This is a genomic window from Pseudomonas svalbardensis, assembly GCF_030053115.1.
Classification (GTDB): Bacteria; Pseudomonadota; Gammaproteobacteria; order Pseudomonadales; family Pseudomonadaceae; genus Aquipseudomonas; species Aquipseudomonas svalbardensis.
On record NZ_CP125619.1, the window covers coordinates 6,239,707 to 6,260,213 of the forward strand.

The 20,507-nt window shown below is 58.4% G+C and carries 12 protein-coding genes; 10 read left to right on the forward strand and 2 right to left on the reverse strand.

All coding sequences use genetic code 11. The annotated features are described in order from the left end of the window. Nucleotides 1-96: 96 nt before the first annotated feature. The 4 genes from QFX16_RS28975 to QFX16_RS28990 all read left to right on the forward strand — a co-directional run bounded on the left by QFX16_RS28975 (nt 97) and on the right by QFX16_RS28990 (nt 11,753). Complete coding sequence (locus QFX16_RS28975; protein WP_283182260.1) at nt 97-1,128, forward strand: histone deacetylase family protein; 1,032 nt, start codon at nt 97-99, stop codon at nt 1,126-1,128. A 12-nt stretch (nt 1,129-1,140) separates the two neighbouring features. Next, nucleotides 1,141-2,256, forward strand: coding sequence for a polyamine ABC transporter substrate-binding protein (locus tag QFX16_RS28980; RefSeq protein ID WP_283182261.1), 1,116 nt, complete (start codon nt 1,141-1,143; stop codon nt 2,254-2,256). Between the two features lie 158 nt (nt 2,257-2,414). Beyond that, nucleotides 2,415-7,043, forward strand: coding sequence for a coiled-coil domain-containing protein (locus QFX16_RS28985; RefSeq protein WP_283182262.1), 4,629 nt, complete (start codon nt 2,415-2,417; stop codon nt 7,041-7,043). Nucleotides 7,044-7,067: 24 nt separating this feature from the next. Further along, nucleotides 7,068-11,753 (forward strand): hypothetical protein, encoded by a 4,686-nt coding sequence (locus QFX16_RS28990; RefSeq protein WP_283182263.1) that lies wholly within the window; start codon nt 7,068-7,070, stop codon nt 11,751-11,753. Between the two features lie 32 nt (nt 11,754-11,785). On the opposite strand, the gene pdxR is transcribed toward QFX16_RS28990, so the two are convergent. Further along, nucleotides 11,786-13,336, reverse strand: a complete 1,551-nt coding sequence (gene pdxR / locus QFX16_RS28995; RefSeq protein WP_283182264.1) for a MocR-like pyridoxine biosynthesis transcription factor PdxR — start codon at nt 13,334-13,336, stop codon at nt 11,786-11,788. Between the two features lie 90 nt (nt 13,337-13,426). Here pdxR and QFX16_RS29000 point away from each other — a divergent pair, with 90 nt between their 5' ends. Genes QFX16_RS29000 through QFX16_RS29010 form a run of 3 tightly spaced genes read left to right on the forward strand, consistent with a single transcriptional unit; the run spans nt 13,427 to nt 15,195 of the window. Further along, nucleotides 13,427-14,050, forward strand: a complete 624-nt coding sequence (locus QFX16_RS29000; RefSeq protein WP_283182265.1) for an FMN-binding negative transcriptional regulator — start codon at nt 13,427-13,429, stop codon at nt 14,048-14,050. A 9-nt stretch (nt 14,051-14,059) separates the two neighbouring features. Further along, entirely contained in the window at nt 14,060-14,506 is a 447-nt protein-coding gene (locus QFX16_RS29005) for a GNAT family N-acetyltransferase (RefSeq protein ID WP_283182266.1), read from the forward strand. 17 nt (nt 14,507-14,523) lie between these two features. Then, nucleotides 14,524-15,195 (forward strand): GNAT family N-acetyltransferase, encoded by a 672-nt coding sequence (locus QFX16_RS29010; RefSeq protein WP_283182267.1) that lies wholly within the window; start codon nt 14,524-14,526, stop codon nt 15,193-15,195. A gap of 119 nt (nt 15,196-15,314) precedes the next feature. Here QFX16_RS29010 and QFX16_RS29015 read toward each other — a convergent pair whose 3' ends face one another. Continuing rightward, nucleotides 15,315-16,214, reverse strand: a complete 900-nt coding sequence (locus QFX16_RS29015) for a homocysteine S-methyltransferase family protein (protein WP_283182268.1) — start codon at nt 16,212-16,214, stop codon at nt 15,315-15,317. 112 nt (nt 16,215-16,326) lie between these two features. On the opposite strand from QFX16_RS29015, the gene QFX16_RS29020 reads away from it, so the two are divergent. The 3 genes from QFX16_RS29020 (at nt 16,327) to QFX16_RS29030 (ending at nt 20,454) form a co-directional block, all read left to right on the forward strand. Beyond that, the gene (locus QFX16_RS29020; protein ID WP_033059249.1) at nt 16,327-17,148 is read left to right on the forward strand and encodes an ABC transporter substrate-binding protein; all 822 of its coding nucleotides are present in this window, start codon (nt 16,327-16,329) and stop codon (nt 17,146-17,148) included. Then, nucleotides 17,145-17,981, forward strand: a complete 837-nt coding sequence (locus QFX16_RS29025) for an amino acid ABC transporter permease (protein ID WP_095126856.1) — start codon at nt 17,145-17,147, stop codon at nt 17,979-17,981. Before QFX16_RS29020 ends, QFX16_RS29025 begins: the two co-directional genes overlap by 4 nt. A 220-nt stretch (nt 17,982-18,201) precedes the next feature. Then, nucleotides 18,202-20,454, forward strand: a complete 2,253-nt coding sequence (locus QFX16_RS29030; protein WP_283182269.1) for an autotransporter outer membrane beta-barrel domain-containing protein — start codon at nt 18,202-18,204, stop codon at nt 20,452-20,454. The last annotated feature ends 53 nt before the right edge of the window (nt 20,455-20,507 follow it).

Here is a 20,507-nt window from a genome sequence, read left to right on the forward strand (position 1 = left end):
GCCATATCGATCCCCTTTTGGCCTTTCCTGCCGTTCTCTCAAACGCTGCGCGCCGCAAGACTGTGTTCAACCGAATCAGCCTGCGGAGAACAAGAAATGCTGACGATCTACTCGGACGATCACCACCTGCACCACGGCCGTTGTGAATTGATGGACGGGCAACTGATGCCCTGCTTCGAAATGCCTTCGCGAGCCGACCATGTTCTGCAGCGCGTGCAGTACCGCGACCTCGGCCCGGTCGAAGCGCCGCAGGATTTCGGCCTCGACCCGATCGCGCGCGTCCACAGCCGCGACTACCTCGACTTCTTCAAAGGTGCCTGGGCGCGCTGGACCGAATTCGGTACCGACGGCGACTTGCTGCCCTACACCTGGCCGGCCCGCACCCTGCGCCGGATCATGCCCACCAGCCTGCACGGTCAGCTCGGCTATTACAGCTTCGACGGTGGCGCACCGATTACCGCCGGTACCTGGCAAGCGGCGTACAGCGCGGCGCAAGTCGCGTTGACCGCTCAAGCCGTCATTCAACGCGGCGCTCGCAGTGCCTTCGCCTTGTGCCGTCCACCGGGACACCACGCCGCCAGCGATTTGATGGGCGGTTATTGCTACCTCAACAACGCCGCCATCGCCGCTCAAGCCTTCCTTGACCAGGGCCACAAAAAAGTCGCGATCCTCGACGTCGACTACCACCACGGCAACGGTACTCAATCGATTTTCTATGAGCGCAGCGACGTGCTGTTCACTTCGATCCACGGTCATCCGGAAGCCGAGTTCCCATTCTTCCTCGGCTATGAAGATGAGCTGGGTGAAGGGGCCGGCGAAGGCTTCAACTTCAACTACCCTTTGCCGGCTGGCAGCGGTTGGGACAGTTGGAGCGCCGCGCTGGAACAAGCCTGCAAAGAAATCGAAAAATACGGTGCTGACATCGTTGTTGTCTCCCTGGGCGTCGATACGTTCAAGGACGATCCGATCTCCCAGTTCAAGCTCGACAGCCCGGATTACCTGGCCATGGGCGCACGCATCGCCAGACTCGGCAAGCCGACGCTGTTCGTGATGGAAGGCGGCTACGCGGTAGAAGAAATCGGCATCAATGCCGTGAACGTTCTCGAAGGTTTTGAAAGCGCCCAATGAGGAATTAGAACAATGATCAGTCTCAAGCGTTTTATCGCGCCCGCACTCTTCCCCACAGTGCTGTGCGCCACAGTGCTCAGTGGCACCGTTCACGCTGAAGAGCGAACGTTGCGCGTCTACAACTGGTTCGACTACATCACCCCCAAAGCGCTGGAAGACTTCAAGGCCCAGAACACCCAGACCAAACTGGTCTACGACATCTTCGACACCAACGAAGCACTGGAGGCCAAGTTGCTAACCGGCAACTCCGGTTATGACGTGGTCGTGCCGTCCAACGTGTTCCTCGCCAAGCAGATCGAGGCCGGCGTTTTCCAGCCACTGGATCGCAGCAAACTGCCGAACTGGAACCACCTCGATCCCAAGCTGATGAAGCTGATCGAAGCCAACGATCCGGGCAACAAATTTGCCGTGCCGTACATGTACGGCACCATCCTGATCGGCTTCAACCCGGACAAGATCAAGGCAGCATTGGGTGACAACGCACCGGTGGACAGCTGGGACCTGATCTTCAAGGAAGAGAACATCAGCAAGCTCAAGCAGTGCGGCGTGGCCCTGCTCGACTCACCGTCGGAGATCCTGCCACTGGCCTTGCATCACTTGGGTCTGGACCCCAACAGCAAGAAGCCGGCGGACTACGAAAAGGCTGAGGCGCTGTTGATGAAGATTCGTCCGTACGTCACCTACTTCCATTCTTCGAAGTACATGGCCGACATCGCCAACGGTGACATCTGCGTCGCGGTCGGTTATTCCGGCAGCTTCTCCCAGGCGGCCAACCGCGCCAAGGAAGCCAAGAACGGCGTGATCGTCGACATGCGCCTGCCGAAAGAAGGCGCGCCGATCTGGTTCGACATGCTTTCGATCCCGAAAGGCGCGAAGAACCCGGAAGACGCCTACACCTTTATCAACTACTTGTTGCAGCCGCAGGTGATTGCACCGGTCAGCGACTTCGTCGGCTACCCGAACCCGAACAAGGACGCCACAGAATTGGTCGACCCGGCGATCCGCAACAACCCGAATCTGTACCCGACCGAAACGGCGATGAGCACGCTTTACACCCTGCAACCGCTGCCCCGCGATGCCGAACGGGCGCGGACCCGGGCCTGGACCAAGATCAAGTCCGGGACCTGAACAACCCATCGTTTACGCACCATTGAAGACCCGCCCCGTGCGGGTCTTTTTTTACCTGACGATAATTAAGTACCGCCCGACCGATCCCACACCCCGCTACTTTCCGAACCTGCCGGCGCGTTTGCGCGCACGTCCCAGTCCCTCAGAAAGGAATGCACATGTCCACTACCGAAACGAATGCTGTCGAAGCCGATCCGGCATCCAGCAATCTAAGTGATCTGCTCACCCAACTGATCACCGGCCCCTCGATCAGGGAAGTCGCCACCCGTATTCTTCAACACGACCTGAAAGCGCTTTATCCACAATTGAAAATCGATCCCGGGATGGCGATGGTCGTCACACCGAGCTGGGAAATCATCGCCGGGACGGTCCAGCCCGGGTCATTGAGATTCGAGTCATTGACGGACGCGCTATTGCGACACTCCGGCTCAGGCGAGTCAGTGACCTACCTCGACGGTGAACACTTCCTGAGCCTGAATCCCAGTGCGATCACGCCCATCCACCTTCCGGTCAAGATCGATGCGATCGGGCGCCTGATCAATAAGCTGTCCCCCCTCCTGTTGGTGGCTTGCCAGGAACAACAACTTGAATACTGGGACCAACCCACCAATGGCACAACCTTGCGTTGGCAGAAGTTGTCGCAGTCATTGCGCCAGATCTGGAATGTAGAAAAAGTTGAGGGCTGGGATGTGCACCAGCTGGCCATTGCGCGCAGTGTCTTCAATTATCCCGATGCGACGTTGCGAGGCCCCCACGACACCTACAAGACCCGGGTCTGCCTGATCGACTTCGACCGGCTCGATGGCACAGTGTCCAGCCACCTCAATCGTACGGATTTGACGGTCGTGATCGGCTCCGTCGGGACACGCACGATCATTCTGACCCACGCCATCGCTACGGGCTTCCTGACCTATGAGTCGCTGGAGAAACTGGGCGAGATCCTGCCCAGTTACGTTGAAAAACTGCCCCCCGAGGCCACGCTTCAATGGCGCCTGTTCGAACCCTCCGGGAATTTCTTTGATCATCAGGCCACCGCACTGATTGCACTCCAGGCTGATGCCATTGCCAGCCTGGAATTTGCAAAACGGGCCAGCAGGCCGGCGATCACCACCCACTCCCGTCCCGTAGCAGAGGTGACCGGAACGACTCAGGCCGAGCAGGATTCGCACTTCGAAAAGGTGCAGCGACTGATCCCCGAATGGCTGAACAACGCTTCGCCATTCGATCTGGGTTGCTACAGCCGACACCTGTTTGATCTGGCGCTGCTACAACTGCGAAACAGCGGCAAATCCTTCGACGACGATATTGCTCCGATCAAGACGTTCGCGCTGGATGCGCTTCGAGCCCACATGCTCAAAAGCCACAGTGACGTTGCCCTCATGAAGCTTGAGAACGTCGAGATCGTTATTGTCAGTCAAGTGGTGTGGGGAGCATTCACGGCCCCCGGCATGAGCGAGACCAAACGCCTGGACCTTGCCGAACTGGCGCTCGAAAACCTCATCGCCCTCCCTCTGGGTGACCAGTCGGTCCAGTACAAAGACGGCACAGCGGTGCCGGCCTGGATGACACCCGACTATCTTAAGACGGCCATCAGCGCCGTCGATATCGGTGCGACCTACTCAGCGTGGGTCAAGGGCAAGCTACTGGATGACCCGCTGGAATCGCTGCGGCGTCAACGACTCTACGCCAGTAACCTGCGCATCCAGCTGGCGCTGCAAGCATTGCAAAGCAAGATCCTTGGCAAACACGGTATCGACGAACGGGGCTATCGCTACATTGTGGCGGTGATGAATGTGCTGAATGCCAAACGGTGGGTGGACGGGCAAGAGATCGTCATTCGCCCGCTGGCGTTCATCCCCAGCCAAAGGGGTGATAAAACCCCTGACGAAGTTACCAACATGTATGTGATCGGGCCACGGGACATGGACAAGGGCCCCTGTATTCTCTACCGTCCCCTACTTGAGCAACCGTTGGCGCAGTACCCCGCGGCCGCCAACCTGCTGTACGCGATCAAACACTCCAAAGAGCTACGGGCATCAACCCTGGCGTGGTTGCCGGCCAACGTTCGGTTCAACTATTCGCAGTATGTCTTCCCGGGGGAATTGCCTTCGGTCTGGACGTTGTCACAACTGCTGGTCGACCCAACCATTTCCTTGCAGATGAGCGGACCGGTGTTGTTCGGGCAGAGAGTGATCGAACACGACCGCCTGGCGACTCTGTTCAAGGCCAACGCCAACGCGATGGTCATCAAAGGTGAGCGAGACTCGGTGTCCGATGCCGAAAGCCGCTGGGCCAGCTTCAAACAACACGCCTGGATGATATTCAGCGCCGTGTTGCCGTTTCTCGGTCGCACCGCTGGTACAGCTGCGTGGATCTGGCAGATTCTGGACGACCTGCAAGAAGGCATCGACACCCGGGAAAACCAGGATACGACGGCACAATGGTCCGCCCTGACCGACTTGTTCCTGACCCTGGGCATGGTGCTGGCTCACCACGCGATCGCCCGACGCCAACCCGCGCGAGACCGCGTATCGCAGACCGAAACACCCATCATTGTCAGCGCGGGGAAAGGCCCTCCGGCCCAGACCCCGGCCAGCATACATTTGCCTGATATTGCTGCCGATTATCTGCCAGTCGAACACCAGACCGCACTTCATCCCACAACCGTACTCAATAGCAGCAGGCAAGGGCTGGGGCCAACCCTGGACCGGTACAAAATCCCCAAACCGCAAGGACTCGGGGCGGCCAGTACCGAAGGCTTGCACAAACACCTCTATGAACATCAGTCCAAATACTATGCCCCGGTTGGCGAACGATGGTTCGAGGTCTTCATGAACGACGATGGAGTCGTTCAGATCATTGATACCCGCCAGGAACCGTCCATCACCGGACCGTTGTTGATCAACAATTCCAAAGGCGAATGGTTCATTGATATCAGGCTGCGGCTGCGTGGCGGCGGCAAGAACAGCAGGCTCAAGGCATTACAACAAGCGAACGCAACCAGAATCGCCGACATCAATACTCATCTGGCCGTCTTCGATGCGCAGATGGCGTCCAAACGAAAAAGTATTACCGACGCCTACAACGCCATGAAAAATGCCCCCGCAGACGCAATCGATGCCACTCGACAAACATTTCTCGAAAAACTGGAGGCACGCACTGACGAATATGAAACCACGATCGAGAAAGTCAAATCGCTCAATCTGGTCGAGGAAGTGCCTAACTATCGTCACGCAATGATCGAAATGCTGGGAACTCAACTGTTTTTCAACCAAACCTGGATCGACCAGAAATACCCGACATTCGTCGAGGCCCTGCGTCTGAACATGGAACATCTCGATGCCGAAGAAAACAGCGGCCCCCCTCCTCCCGCCGGCACGTTTGAAACCATGTCAGACCTGACTCAGGGCATTATTCAGAAGGTTGAGTTCGCTCAGTCCCGCTTCCAGGAATTGACGCGTCTGGGCAAAAACGCCGAGCAGTTGTCCCTTGAGTATCGAGAAAAACTACCAAAGTTCGACCTCCAGGACCTCAGAGCCCTTCAGGTTACTCTCGCCCGCGAGCTGTGCCTCAAACCTGGCGAAACGCCCGAACTGTCCGCAGCCAAAGCTTCCATCGAGCAGATTGTCGAAGATGCCGATCTGACGGTGAATAGTGCGATGGAGTTGATACGTGATGAGCAGGTGCTGAGCACGGGTGACCGGATCGAGGCCTTGAACAACCTGGTCGACCAGTTCGCCGCTATTGAACAGCGCCTGCGGAGCTTCGCCGGTACGTACCCGGAGCAGATTGTCAAAAAACAACTTGAGCGACTGCAGGGCCGCGTTGACGAGTTCAATCAGCAGACCGTCGGGCATCTGGCGGACCTGCTGCGCGAGCAGCGACTCCAGGAGCCCACACCCGGACCGTCACGCACCTCATCGGCGTCAAACAAGAGAGTCATCAAGACGCGCTTCAAAGGCACCGTGATCGGCCAAACCCGCAAAACCGCGCCCGGCCACCCGGTCCTCGTGGATGTCACCGCGCCGATGACCGGCAAGGTGATCGCCACCTTCCACGAAAAAACACCTGGGGTCTGGGTCGAACGGTTGACGAAGAAACCGGAGACTCCCAAAGAGCGCCGGCCTGACCCGGGAGCACGCATAACGGCTGGGCAAGCCCTGCTAGATGCTCTGCCCGCTTTTACTCAACGCACCGAGGCCGACGCAAAACAGTCCAGGCAGATCCCGGTAGAGATAGAAGAAGCGTTCCACCATCAGGCCACCCGTCTTGAAGACGCCATCAAAGCGATCAACGCAACGCTCATCCAGAGCAATGTCACTCAAAACCATGCGAACGACGCACGTCCGGTGTTGGCACAACTGGCCAAACAAACCACCCGGCTCTATGCCGAAGGCCATCGCCTGCGGCTTGAGATGACCAAACGACAACCGCCTACCGCCGCACGCGTCGAGTGGTTACACAGTAAAGGTGAAGTCGACATCGTGCGCGTGGGAGACCGACGTCGACTCAAAGGGCCGCGCCGGGATTATCTGCAGGAATACGAAGTGCGTGAGGCCACCACCGCCCGTGTGCTGTGGTACGCCCACTTTCACTACGCCCAGCTCAAGGATGGCGTCCAGTCCTATACCGCCGCTCACCTGAAAACCCGCGAGCAACGGCTGCTTGGCCGTGTCGATATAGGAGCGAGCACCAGCAACCAGGAAGCGATCGAGATCTATCGCAGCGCGATCAGCCCTCAGCTGGCCCGATCGCTGTTCTTCTCTCAGGCACCCGCGCCCACCTGACCGTTATCACAGACCCACCTGCCGGTGGGTCTTTTTAACCGCGGTCATCGACCACCGCCTCACCGGCTGTTACGCCCATTATCGGGTGCTGGCGGCCGCCCTTTACTCCGGTCAAAAAGGAAAATGACCATGACACAAGCATCCACAACAACACCCCCAAGCAACGCAACACTGCTGCTGGACAGAAGTAATCTGGTCAGCCTGACCAGTCAGGGCCCCACCCTCAACGACGTCAGCTCGCAGGTGCTACGCGAAGCACTGAAACAACTTTATCCGCAGCTCGACATCGACCCCAACCAAACACTGATCGTCACTCCAGGATGGCGCATGGAGGATGGAACCTTGAGTGCCGACTCGCCATACGTGGAGACATTGACCCAAGCGCTGGTGTATCTGAGCTGGAGCGCAGGTGTCGCGAACTTCATCGAAGGTGAGCACTTCCTGACGCACAATCCCCTTACCAGGTCTCCCGTTCATCTCGCTGTCAGTGTCGAAGACATTGCCCAACTGCTGAACGATCACGCCTCCCTGCTATCCGTGGAGTTTCAACAGCGCGAACTGGCTTTCTGGAATGAGGCGGTCAACGGTCAACCCCGCTGGCATGGGCTCTGCGAGACGCTGAGAAACGCGTTTAATGTCCAACAGACAAAGGGCTGGAACGCCGATCAATGCGCCCTGGCCCGTGCGGTGTACGACTATCCGGACAAAACCGAACGGGCGTTGAAAAACACTGAAATCCCCGGCATCAAAGCCTGCCTGATCGACGTGGACAACAGCGAAACCACCAACACCGCCCATCTCATGCTGGGAGGTGCAATTGCCCTGAAGGCAACTTATAAACAGCGCGAACAGATCATGCTGTACACGATAGAAGGCGGCTACGAGGCCTTCGATTCTCTGGAGCAACTGGGCGCGTCGCTGCCCGCCCGGATCGACATGGACCTGGCAGGTCGCACGCTCAAGTGGCATCTGGTCGAGCCAGCAGGCAACATTTTCGATCACATGGCCTGGGCGCTGATCGCCTCTCAAATGGACGCCATCAACGCACTCATCCCCTCGGTCTCGACCGCCGGGACCGGAACAACCCCTGGCTTGCGCACGGCAGTCACCCCGGCAGGACATTTCAGCTCCGCCGACAAGAGCCGCATCGAGCAGCTTGAGGCGGCCATACCCGATTGGTTATCAAACGCCTCGGCCAGCCACCTGCAAGACTACAGCCACGGCCTCTCCCGCCTGGGAAAACTGCGAAACGCCTCAGGCCTGAACGATATCCCGCTGATCGGTGCGTACGCGCAAACCAAAATGCGTGAAGCCATCGTCACGGACAAAGCCAGCGAAGGGGCCGCGCAGCTGCCGCTTGATGACCTGCAAATCACTGTCACCAACAGCTTCATCGTCGGCGGGTTCACCTTGCCCAACCCGTATGACCGGCATATCGAAAGCCTGGGTGATTTCGCCCTGCAAAATACCGCGCCCTACCTGGCAGAACTGCATTTCAAAAACAACGATCCCGTCCCCCAATGGTTGACTGTTGATTATCTGATTGCCATGGCCGCCCAGGTCAACATCGGCAGGATCTACCCGCAGTTGCTCAGGAACAAACTGATTGATGATTCGGCGCAAGCCGCGCTCCAGAAACAGCGCTACATCAATCAACTGCCCGACTTGCTGCGGCTCAATGCGCTGGAGTGCATGCTTCAACAGGAAGGCGGGGTCGATGAAACTGGCTATCGCTACATCTGCGAGTTAATGGACGTCGCACTCGGAAAACCGCGACAAGGCAATCTCGATATCGTGATTCGCCCCCTCACGTTCACTCCTCGGCATCGCCTGCTGTTTGGCGGTGACACCGTTACAAACATGTTCATAGTCGGCCCGCGGCAAAAAACAGACGCTCCCTGCCTGCTCTACCGGCCACTGCTTGAGCAACCTATATTGCAGTTTGCCTCGCAGGCAAACCTGGTTTACGCCCTGCACCAACCGGGTGAGCTGCGCGATTGCGTACTGGCCTGGCTCCCGACCCCGGCGCTTAGCTTCGAATATGCGCAATACGTCTTTCCCGTGGGGCTGCCTTCACCATGGCTGGTGACTGAGTCCGGTATCGATACGTTACTCACTCTGGACCTGGTCGGGCCTATTGACCTGGGAACCGAAGAAATCACCGGCGACATACTGTCTGCACTGTTTAACAGCAACGCCAGCACGATGGTCGAGGAGGCGGATCGGCAGTCACTGTCCAATGGCGAAAGACGCTGGGCGCTCTTGAAGGACAGTGCCTGGGCGATATTCAACGTTGCCTCAACCTTCTTGAGCGGGCCTGTGGGGACCGCCGTCTGGGTGTGGCAAAGCATCAGCGAGATCCAGCAAGCGCTCGATGCTCATGAACAAGGCGACACGCTGGTCGAGTGGAGTTCATTGGGTGATGTGCTGGTGACACTTGCTATTGTGCTGACGCACCGCGCTTACGAGCAGCGTCATAGCACGTGGACTGGGTATTTGCGCAAGAAGCCAGCACGCAAACGGCTACCACTGCCAGCACCACGTCCATTACCCGAGCCTGTACCTGCGACGATTTCCATGGATCCCCTGGTATTTGAACTGTCCGCACGCCATGCCTCTTCACTGGAAATCGGCGTATCGGTCCCTCGTCGCTCAGGCCCGACACTGGACGCCTTTCTGGACACGCTCAAAGTCAGCGCGCCGGACTTGAACAGCACCGAGCTGAACACACTGAATGAGAAACCGCCCCATCTGTATCAGCTCAACAATATGCACTACGCGCAGGTCGGCGAGCGCTGGTTCCAGGTCAGCATCGACGACGACGAGGAAGTACAGCTCTTCAATCCAAAAGAACCCATGCGCCCCGGTCCGTTGCTGACTCATGATCAGCACGGCAAGTGGTCTGTGGATACACGCTTGCGGCTGCGCGGAGGTGGTCCAAAAAGCCGTTTGAAAGCTTTGAAACAAGCAAAGGAGAACCGCAAACACGAACTGAACACTCAGTTAGAGACATTCAAGGGCCAGGAGAAAACCCATCAGGAAGCACTCGATCGCCTCCAGAACGCTATGCTCAAGGCTACCGACAAGAACCTCGAAACAACATCCAGGCTTTACACCGACAAGCTCGATGAGCGGATCAAAAGCTATGGAGAGGCCCTCGAACAGCTACGCGAATGGCGCTCGCTGGGCGGTGAAACCGGTTACGCCTACGACCTGTTGCGCCTCACCACCGAGCAGGAAAAGTTCCTGTCACTCTGGTTCACGGTGAAGAAAAACCAATACGCTCAGTTCACGCAAAAACTGGTGGCGCAAGCTCCTTACAACAGTGCTGAACCCGTGCGCGGGAACCTGACCGACATCCAGCAGGCAACCGCACTGGGCAACGCCCTCATCGAACGGCTTGAGCTGTCAAAAGCCACCCTGACTGGCCTCAAGGTATTGGGCCGCGCAGGGCTCACCGAGACCCAGAGCATCGCCAGGCTCCTGCCAAAACTCACCCGACTGGACTTCAAGGCCAACGAAATCGGTATGGCCTACGAACTATGCATTCAAGAGACATCTGACGAGACCATGTCCCAGGCTCGAGCAGCAACCGCCAGCATTGTGGTCGATGCCGCCGACGCCAGCCATGAAGTCGCTGAGATGATGAAACAGCCGAGCGTGGCCGAGCCGCCCGAGGAGCGCATCAAAAAACTGTCCAGACTGGCCGACATCTATGCCGATACCCATCAGCGCATCCAGGACCTGCCAACCCTATATCCCGGGATGGTCCGCCAATCGCCTCTCGACCACCTTCAAGCATTGATCTCGGAATTTCAGGCACTCACGCTGACCCAGCTCGACGACCTGCTTCCCGAGGCCGAAGAATCTTTTCTCCAGAAACCTCCCCAACCTGTTGTTGCAGGGCCGTCGCAGCCCAAGGTCAAAGTCACCAAGACCCGTCCACGCGTCGTGGAAAACGAAACACCCCAAACACCCAAGCAGGCGAAAGAAGAGGAGGCGTTCCAGAGGCTCGCCCCCAAAAGCGCTCCGCCAGCCAGACCCGCCCTGGATGATATCGATACCATCGCTGCCGCCCTGGGCCTCAACCTGGACGTAAGCGATTTCATCAGACGCACCAACCGGGATGCCGAACGTGCGAACCGAATCCCTGCCGATGTGCAGGATCTGTTCGATCAACAGGCGCTCAAACTGGAAGAGTCTGCGACAAACCTCGACAGGGCGATGAGCAACATCAGAAGCGCCGGTAAACAACCTCCTCCCATATCAGGCCAAAGCCAGGAAATGCGTGAAGCGGCCATCAGGCTTCGCAAGGAGGGCATCCGCACCCGCACAAAAATGCTCAAGAAGCGCAAGCCCAGGCAGGCGTACTTTCAATGGTTAAACGAAAACCAACAGATCAAAATCGTCCGCAACGAGCAAGGCAGGATCAGAACCAAGGGGCGCAAGGATTACTTTCAGGAGTACCGGATTCTCGACATCACCGACAATGACCAGGAACTGTGGGTTGCGCATTTCCACTACGAAACAGTCGGGAGCAACGCCACTCAACCCACCGCAGCTCACCTGAAAGTATCTGAAAAATACCTGGCGACGCTGGAGACCGAGCTTCGACAACAGCTGGCCACTCTTCAACCGATTGATTACGTACTGCGTCGAATCACCAGTGCGTCCACCCAGTCACTGTTCCTGATACTCGAGCCCCGGTGACCCGTAGAAGGGCTGTTCTGCCGACCAGCCTTTTACCGACGCCAGGCACTGCGCAAACGCGCAAGCGCTGATTCGATGGCCGCTCCCGGCACCGCCGCAAAACCCAGCACCAACCCCGCTCGCTGATCCGCCGGAGTGCTCGAATCCGGCAACCAGTAACTGCTCAGGCCATTGATCTCGACATCGACGCTGGCGGCGGCTTCAATCAGTTCGCGTTCGCGGGCTTGAGTGTCGACCGCCACCGTCAGGTGCAGCCCTGCCGCCACACTCGGCAGGCTGCCAACCCCGGGAATATCCGAGGGCCAGTTGGCCAGAAGTGTATTGCGGCGACTCAACGCGGCGCGGCGCATGCGGCGGATATGCCGCTGGAAATGCCCGGCCGCCATGAACTCGGCCATGACGGCCTGGGTACTCACCTCGGAATGCCGAACATCGACCGCGCGACGCTGGGCGAAAGCGTCCACCAATGCCGGTGGCAGCACCAGATAGCCCAGGCGCAATGCCGGGAAAGCCACTTTGCCGAAAGTGCCGACGTAGAGCACCCGCCCGTGACGATCAAGCGCAGCCAGCGGTGCCAGTGGCGCGCCGCTGTAACGATATTCGCCGTCGTAATCATCCTCGACGATCCAACCCTCGGTTCGCTCGGCCCAGGCTAACAACTCCAGCCGCCGCGCCAGACTCATCACCACCCCGGTCGGGTATTGATGCGACGGCGTGACATAGGCCAATCGACAATCGTTGAGCCCGTTCAATTCGGTGCAGTCGATACCGTCGCTGTCCACCGCCACCCCGTGCAATCGCGCACCGGCCACGGCGAACGCATGACCCGCCGCCCGATACCCCGGATTCTCGATCGCCACACCATCGCCCGGCTCTACCAGCAGCTGTGCACAAAGGCTAATCCCCTGCTGTGCGCCACTGGTGATCACTATTTGCTCAGCCGTGCACTGCATCCCCCGGGAGCTGCGCAAATACGCGGCAATCAGACCGCGCAAGCGCGCATCGCCTGCTGGATCGCCGTAACACAGTTGCTGGAGATCCGGTTTGCGCCAGAAAGCCGCATTCAGCTTGGCCCAGACCTCGAAAGGGAACAGGTCGAAAGCCGGAACACCCACGCGAAATGCGCGGGGTGGACCGACGGGAGGCAGGGCCAAATGGTTCCTTTCAACCCGCCCCAATGCGCCGCTGTGGATAACTTTGCTGGATGAAACCACAGGTAAATCCAGCCAATTTGTGGATAAGGCTGTGGGTAACCCTGTTGACAACCCTGTGGATACTTTTGTGGATAGTTTTTTCACCGGCAACACTGATTGAGGCAATTGCGCGACATACGTCCCGTCACCCACACGCCCTTCAATAAAGCCCTCGGCGTAGAGCTGATCGTAGGCCCGGACCACGCTGTTTCGGGAAATCGACAACGCCGCCGCCAGATCGCGACTGGCCGGTAATCGCGTACCGCTGGCCAGACGACCGTCGAGCACTCGCACTGTCAAGGCTTGATAGAGCTGACGACTCAAACCCTGCCGGCGATCGAGTTCGATACCCGCCGGGTTGAATGACAAGGACAGTGGCTCGCTGGTCATGGCAATGGACCTATGAAATTGGTCGTTAATGGCTCTTACAACAGACCAATAGCCTGCCTAGGATGCAGGCATTCGCCAAGGAAAATCTCCATGTACACGCCAAGCAGCTTTGCCATAGATGATTTGCATGAACTGCACCAGCAGATACTCGGCACCCGCCTCGCTGTGTTGGTCACACACGGGGAACAAGGTCTGCAAGCCAGCCATTTGCCGCTGCTGTTGAGTTCAGACCAGGGCCCGAATGGCACCCTTTATGGACACTTCGCCAAGGCCAATCCGCAATGGAAGGAACTGCAGAACGGTGCCGAAGCGCTGGTGATTTTTGCCGGTGCCGACGCTTACGTCAGCCCGGGGTTTTACCCGAGCAAAGCCGAGCACGGCAAAGTGGTGCCGACCTGGAACTACGTTGCCGTGCACGCGTACGGCACGGCCGAAGTGTTCACCGACGCCGATCGCCTGCGCACGCTGGTCAGCGCGCTGACTGATCGTCATGAAGCGGGTCGCGCCAGTCCATGGAAAGTCGCCGATGCCCCCGCCGACTACATTGACGGGATGCTCAAGGCCATCGTCGGTTTTGCCTTGCCGATCCAGCGCCTGCATGGCAAGCGCAAGCTCAGCCAGAACCGCAACGCTGCAGACATCGCCGGTGTGCGCGAGGGGCTTGCCGCCAGCCCTGATGTGCACGACCAGGCCCTCGCCCACTTGATGCGTTAAGGAACGAACATGAGTCAGATCGACATCCGCCAGGTCACCGCCGACGACCACGCCGCCTGGTTACCCTTGTGGCAAGCGTACCTGCGTTTCTACAACACCGAACTGCCTGAGGCCGTCACCCAAAGCACGTGGCAGCGCCTGCTCGACCCGAGCGAACCGACCCATGCCGCGTTGGCCTGGGCCGATGGCAAAGCGGTGGGCATGGTGCACTTCATCTACCATCGTTCGAACTGGAGCATCGAAAACTCCTGCTACCTGCAAGACCTGTTGGTAACGCCTGAAATCCGCGGCACTGGCGTCGGCCGGCAGTTGATCGAATTCGTTTACGCCACAGCCAAAGAGGACGGTTGCTGCAAGGTCCACTGGCTGACCCACGAAACCAACGCCACCGCGATTCAGCTTTATGAGCGCATCGCCGAACGCCCCGGTTTCATCCAGTTTCGCAAAGCCATTTAAGGTTCAAGGAGAGCAGCATGTCGACTTCACTCGCCGACTGGAAAGGCGTCCCGGCACCGTCGGTTCAAACCATCGAAGGGCGTTTCATCCGCCTGGAAAAACTCGACCCGGCGCGTCACGCCGACGGTTTGTGGAAAGCCCTGCAAGGACCGGGTGCCGACCCGAAACTCTGGGACTATTTGCCATACGGTCCTTTCCCGGAGCGCAGCGCGTTCAACGATTGGCTGAACAATCATGCGGCCAACAGTGACCCGTACTTCTTCAGCGTGATCGACCGTGCCAGCGGCGATGTGCAAGGCATCCTCAGTTTGATGTCGATTGTTCCTTCACAAGGGCGAATCGAGATCGGCCATGTAACGTTTGGCGCGCCGATGCAGCGTTCGCCGAAAAGTACCGAGGCGGTTTATTTGCTCGCCAAAGAGTCGTTTTCCTTGGGTTACCGGCGCCTGGAGTGGAAGTGCAACAACGGCAACGCCCGCTCCAAATACGCGGCCGAACGGCTGGGGTTCAGTTTTGAAGGCGTGTTTCGCCAGCACATGGTGGTCAAGGGTCAGAACCGGGATACGGCGTGGTATTCGATTCTGGACTCGGAATGGCCGGCAATCGGGGCGGGGTTTGAGCGCTGGCTGTCCGATGAGAACCAGACGGATTCGGGGCAGGTGAAAACGTTAGCGGAGTGCCGCGGGTAGTTCGGTAGCGCCTGGACTGACGCCATCGCGAGCAAGCTTTGCTCCTACAAGATTTGGGTCGGACACACTATCTGTGGACGCCACCAAACCTGTAGGAGCATGGCTTGCCCGCGATGCTTTTAGGCGAGTTTCTGGGCCAACACTGCGATGTGCTCCGGCCCGATCCCGCAACACCCCCCCAAATGACTGGCTCCGCGCTTCTGCCAATCAGCCGCCCACTGCAAATAACCCGGCGGATCAAGGTCTTCACGCAACGGGTCCAGGCCGTCGTTGGCCGTGGCCTCTTTCGGTTGCGGCGGGAAGGCATTGGCGTAGGCGCCGATGTAAATCTTCACACCCAAACGCTCGAAGGTTTCCCACGCGGCATCAATCGCAGCACCGATCACTTCCGGCTGGCTGCAGTTGAACAGCAACGTCTCGACGCCCAGCTCAGCCGCCACTGCTGCGGCTTCAGCCACCGGCTCACCCGAACGCAAGCGCGGCACTTCGTCCGTGTCCTCATCCTTCAAGGTAAACGACAGCCAAAACGGCTTGCCGTCCTTCGGCAGACCAGCATGGATCGCTCGCGCTTCAACAATCGAACTCTGGGTTTCCGCCAGCCACAGATCGACATGAGGTGCCAGACCCTTCACCAGCGGCGCCAACAATTCGGCCGCCCGAGCAGCGTCGAAAAGGTCCGGACGATAGGAACCGAACAGCGGCGGCAATGAACCGGCTACACGCACGGGTTTGCCCGAAGCCTCTACAGCGCGCCGAGCCAGCTCACCGGCCAACGCCGCGAGCGCCTGCCCTTCTGTTGCAAAACGCTCTTCGCCAATGTGAAACGGCACCACCGCGTAACTGTTGCTGGTGATCACGTTCGCACCGCTTTCGATATAAGCCGTGTGCACCGCCTCTACCGCTTGCGGCGCTTCGCTCAAGGCCAGCGCCGACCACTCGGGCTGTCTGAACGGCGCGCCTCGACGCTGCAACTCACGACCCATGCCGCCATCCAGAATTACTGTGCTTGCTGCGCCCATATGCTTTTCACTCATAAGCTTATGAAAATAACTCACTATCAGAGTCGTTCTTATAACTATTTAATACGCACCATCCGGTTAATAACAACCTCTTTTTTATCAGGGATCGACTGTGAAATTCCAACCACTCCTGGCCCTGGGCCTGACGATTCTGGCTGCCTCTACCCAAGCCTTTGGCGGCGCCACGCTGGATCGCGTCGAAAAAAAGAAAGAACTGGTGGGCGTGTTGATGGAAAGCTATCCACCCTTCTCGTTCCTCAATGATCAGAACCAGCTCGATGGATTCGATGTCGACGTGGCCAAGGCCGTGGCAGACAAACTGGGCGTCAAACTGCGTCTTGAAACCCCGTCCTGGGACGTGATCGCCGCTGGCCGCTGGAGCGGACGCTATGACATCTGCATCTGCTCCATGACCCCGAGCAAGGCCCGCGCCGAAGTCTTCGACTTCCCGGTCGAGTACTACGCCTCACCAGCGGTGATCGTGGTCAACGCCAAGGACGACAGCATCCATAGCGCCAAAGACCTGAGCGGCAAAAAAGTCGGCCTCACCAGCGCTTCCAGTTACGAAAGCTACCTGAACAAGAACCTGGTGATCGAAGGCGCTGAAGACACTCAATTGCAGTACCCGTTCGAGGACGTGCAGATCGCGCCGTATGACACTGACAACGTGGCATTCCAGGACCTTGGCCTGGGCGCTGGCGTGCGGCTGGATGCGATCCTCACCAACCTTGTCACCGCCCAACCGCGCCTGACCGAAGACAAACGCTTCAAGCTCGCCGGCGAGCCGCTGTACTCGGAGCCAAACTCGGTGGCCATTGAAAAAGGCGACGCACAGTGGGACGCCAAAGTGCGCGACGTCTTCGCTCAGTTGAAACAGGACGGCACCCTGAGCAAGCTTTCGCAAAAATGGATCGGTGCCGACATCAGCAAATGACTTCTTTCCCCAAACCCCCTCAGCCACCACAACCGGTGGCTGAGTCGCTGCTACAACGGATCTTCGGTTTCCGCACGCGGCTGTACCTGACCTGGGCAGCGATGCTCGGGTTGTTCGCCAGTTTCTTCCTGAGCTTCGACCTGAAGTTCTCGATCATCCTCGACAAACTGCCGAACCTGATCGGCCTGCACCTGGCGCCCAACGGCTTTTTGCAGGGTGCGGCGCTGACGCTGTTTCTGTGCCTGTGTTCAATCGTGACCTCCTCGCTGCTGGGCTTCATCACCGCCCTGGCGCGGCTGTCGAAAAGCGCGGTGGCGTTCGGCATCGCGAGCTTCTATGCCTCGTTCTTTCGCGGCACACCGCTACTGATCCAGATCCTGCTGATCTACCTCGGCCTGCCACAACTCGGCATCGTCCCGGGCGCCATCGCCGCCGGCATCATTGCCCTGTCGCTGAACTACGGCGCGTACCTCAGCGAAATCTTCCGCGCCGGCATCCTCGGCGTCGCCCACGGCCAACGCGAAGCATCCCTGGCGCTGGGCATGCGCGAAACCGTGATCTTCTGGCGCGTCACCCTGCCCCAGGCCATGCGCACCATCATCCCGCCGACCACTAACCAATTCATCTCGATGCTCAAAGACTCGTCGCTGATCTCGGTGATGGGGGTTTGGGAGGTGATGTTTCTGGCGCAATCATATGGGCGCTCGAGCTATCGCTACATCGAGATGCTGACGACGGCTGCGGTGATTTATTGGGTGATGTCGATTGGGTTGGAGCTGATTCAGGCGCGGATGGAGCGGCATTATGGGAAGGCGTATTTGAGCCGTAGTTAGCGAAAGGAAGATGAGTTTCCGAGTTGCGATAGCCGACCATGTCTCGATTTGTTGTAAGAAAAAGCGTCAGTCCGAACGGGTAAAAACAGCCTTCCTCAGGAGGCCGGTAATTTTCTACACAACCTTCTGACAACCCCCGCAAGCCCGTCGGAAGCAGCTGACATCGGCGCCTATAGCCTCCCTCTTAGAGTTGGCCTCCTTTCAAAAGAGGCCGTACTCGATGCCCGTTCAACACAAATACCGACCAAAACATCTGGCGCTGGCCGTTGCGCTTGCAGTGGGTTGCATAGAAGTCTCCATGGCGCAGCAACCGGAGCCTCAAGTCAATTCCGAGGCGCCGACCACCAAACCTCGTAAAAAAACCCCCAAGCCCAATGAGCGCTTCGATGATCTTTTCGCGATCAAGGAGTTCATCGGTCCACGTGAAAATGCTGCCCAGGCCACAAACGGGTCGGATGAAGGGCAGACAGTTCGGCCAGTGACAGCTGAACCGCTTGCCACCGTTGCAGTCGACTTCGATGACGCCTTCTATGAGTCTCTTAACTTTCCCGAGCCCACCGATTCCGAAGTAGCATCCGCTCCTGCGGAGGTAGACCCGTTCGCTCATTTCCAGAACGACTACACCACTCAACACACCCTCATCTCAGAGCCACTCCAAAACATCGACGGCGTCTCGCTGGTATTGGGCAACGCGGATGACCTCCTGGTCATCAACAGAGGCGCCCGATGGGATGGAGAACTTGATGGCGGCAACGGAGTCAACGGGCTACTCCTTAATTCCGTAGACGGCGGCACAGTAGGAGACACAACCAATTTTGCTGCCCTGCGCGTCGCGAAAGGTGCATGGACATTAAATGGCAGCAACGACTTCCATGAAGGTGCCGATGTAAGGAAAGACGCTACGCTATTTAACCTAGGCGCTATAAAAGGCACTGTGTACGTTGATAGCGGAGGCACCTACGGCGGCTACGGTAAAGTAGGCGGCTTGCACGTGGACGGTCAGTTGCTGGTCAGTAAAAATTTGGGGGCTCCTTCCATTAGAGGAGATCTTACGCTTAGCGAAAGCGCCACACTCGCCTACGAAGTAACGGATAAGGCTGATACTTCAGAGATTATTTACGTCGAGGGAATCGCCAAGCTTGGTGGCGCGTCTTTACTGGTTACCGCTCTGCCCGGTGACTACGCACAAACCACTAATTACACGGTAATTTCCGCAGATCAGGTCGAAGGAACATTCAGTCGAGTCAGCAGCAACCTGGCGTTCATGACGGCTACCCCGGACTACAGCGACAAAAAGGCCGTTCGCCTGACCTACGCTCGCAACGAAGTGCTTTTCGAGAATCTCGCGACCAACGAAAACGGTCGGGAACTCGCCCGCAGTATTGAAGAGCCCAAAGCCAGTCCGACGGCGCAGACACCTCCCAATACCGCGAACACCGCTGTCACGGCCCTGCTCGCCTCCACCACCGAAACAGCCTCCCAGGCCATCGACCAACTGGACGGCAGCCAGAATGCCAACCTTGCGAAAGCGACCCTGAACAGTGACAGCCCAATCAGCGCGACCATGCTCTCAGCCATGCGTCAGCTGGACAGCGCCAGTAGCTACGCCAATTCCACCAAGCGCAATGCACCACGCCTGGCCGCCGGCAGCGAGGACAATGGCCGAGTCTGGCTTCAAGCATTGGGTCACGGTGGGACGCTGGATCGCGATTACGACGCTCTGAAACACACAACCCACGGCCTGGTACTGGGAGCGGACTGGGGCATCGATGAGGAATGGCGCATCGGGGTGATGGGCGGCAAATCCGAAACGCGCCTGGACAGCCGCGGACTCGACGGCGATCTCGACAGCTGGCATTTGGGAGCTTATGCCCTACGTCAAAACGGACCAATGTCCCTGCGCCTGGGCGCGACCTATAGCAACCACGACGGCAGCACTAAACGCCGGGTTGCCTTCAAAGGTTTCAGCGACCGCCCCGAAGGCCGTTACGATGCCAACACCCAGCAGGCCTTTGCGGAATTGGGTTACAACCTGGGCCGGGCGAACGTCAGCATCGAACCGTTTGCCAGCCTGGGCTACCAACGCTATCAGCGCGACACTTACACAGAAAAAGGTGGCGCAGCGGCACTGAAGGTCCACGGTCAAACGCAGAACAATTTGAACAGCACATTCGGCCTGCGGCTGGCGAAGCTCAACACGCTGGATAACGGCATGCAACTGACGCCGCGGTTCAGTGCCGGCTGGAAACACACTTACGGGGACGTCTACAGCGATACCCGCCAACGATTGGTTGCGGGCGGAAAAAACTTCACCGTTTCCGGCGCGCCGCTGGATCGTGACAGTCTGCTGGTCGATGCAGGGCTGGACTTTGGATTGTCAGCAAAACACACCCTGGGCGTCGGCCTCACTGGCGAGATCGGCACCGACAGCCGAAACCACGGTGTCACGGGTCAGTGGCGAATGAGTTTCTAACAGCCACAAACCCGGGGCGAAAAAAAGGGGAGCACGTGCCCCCCCGAGGTTTA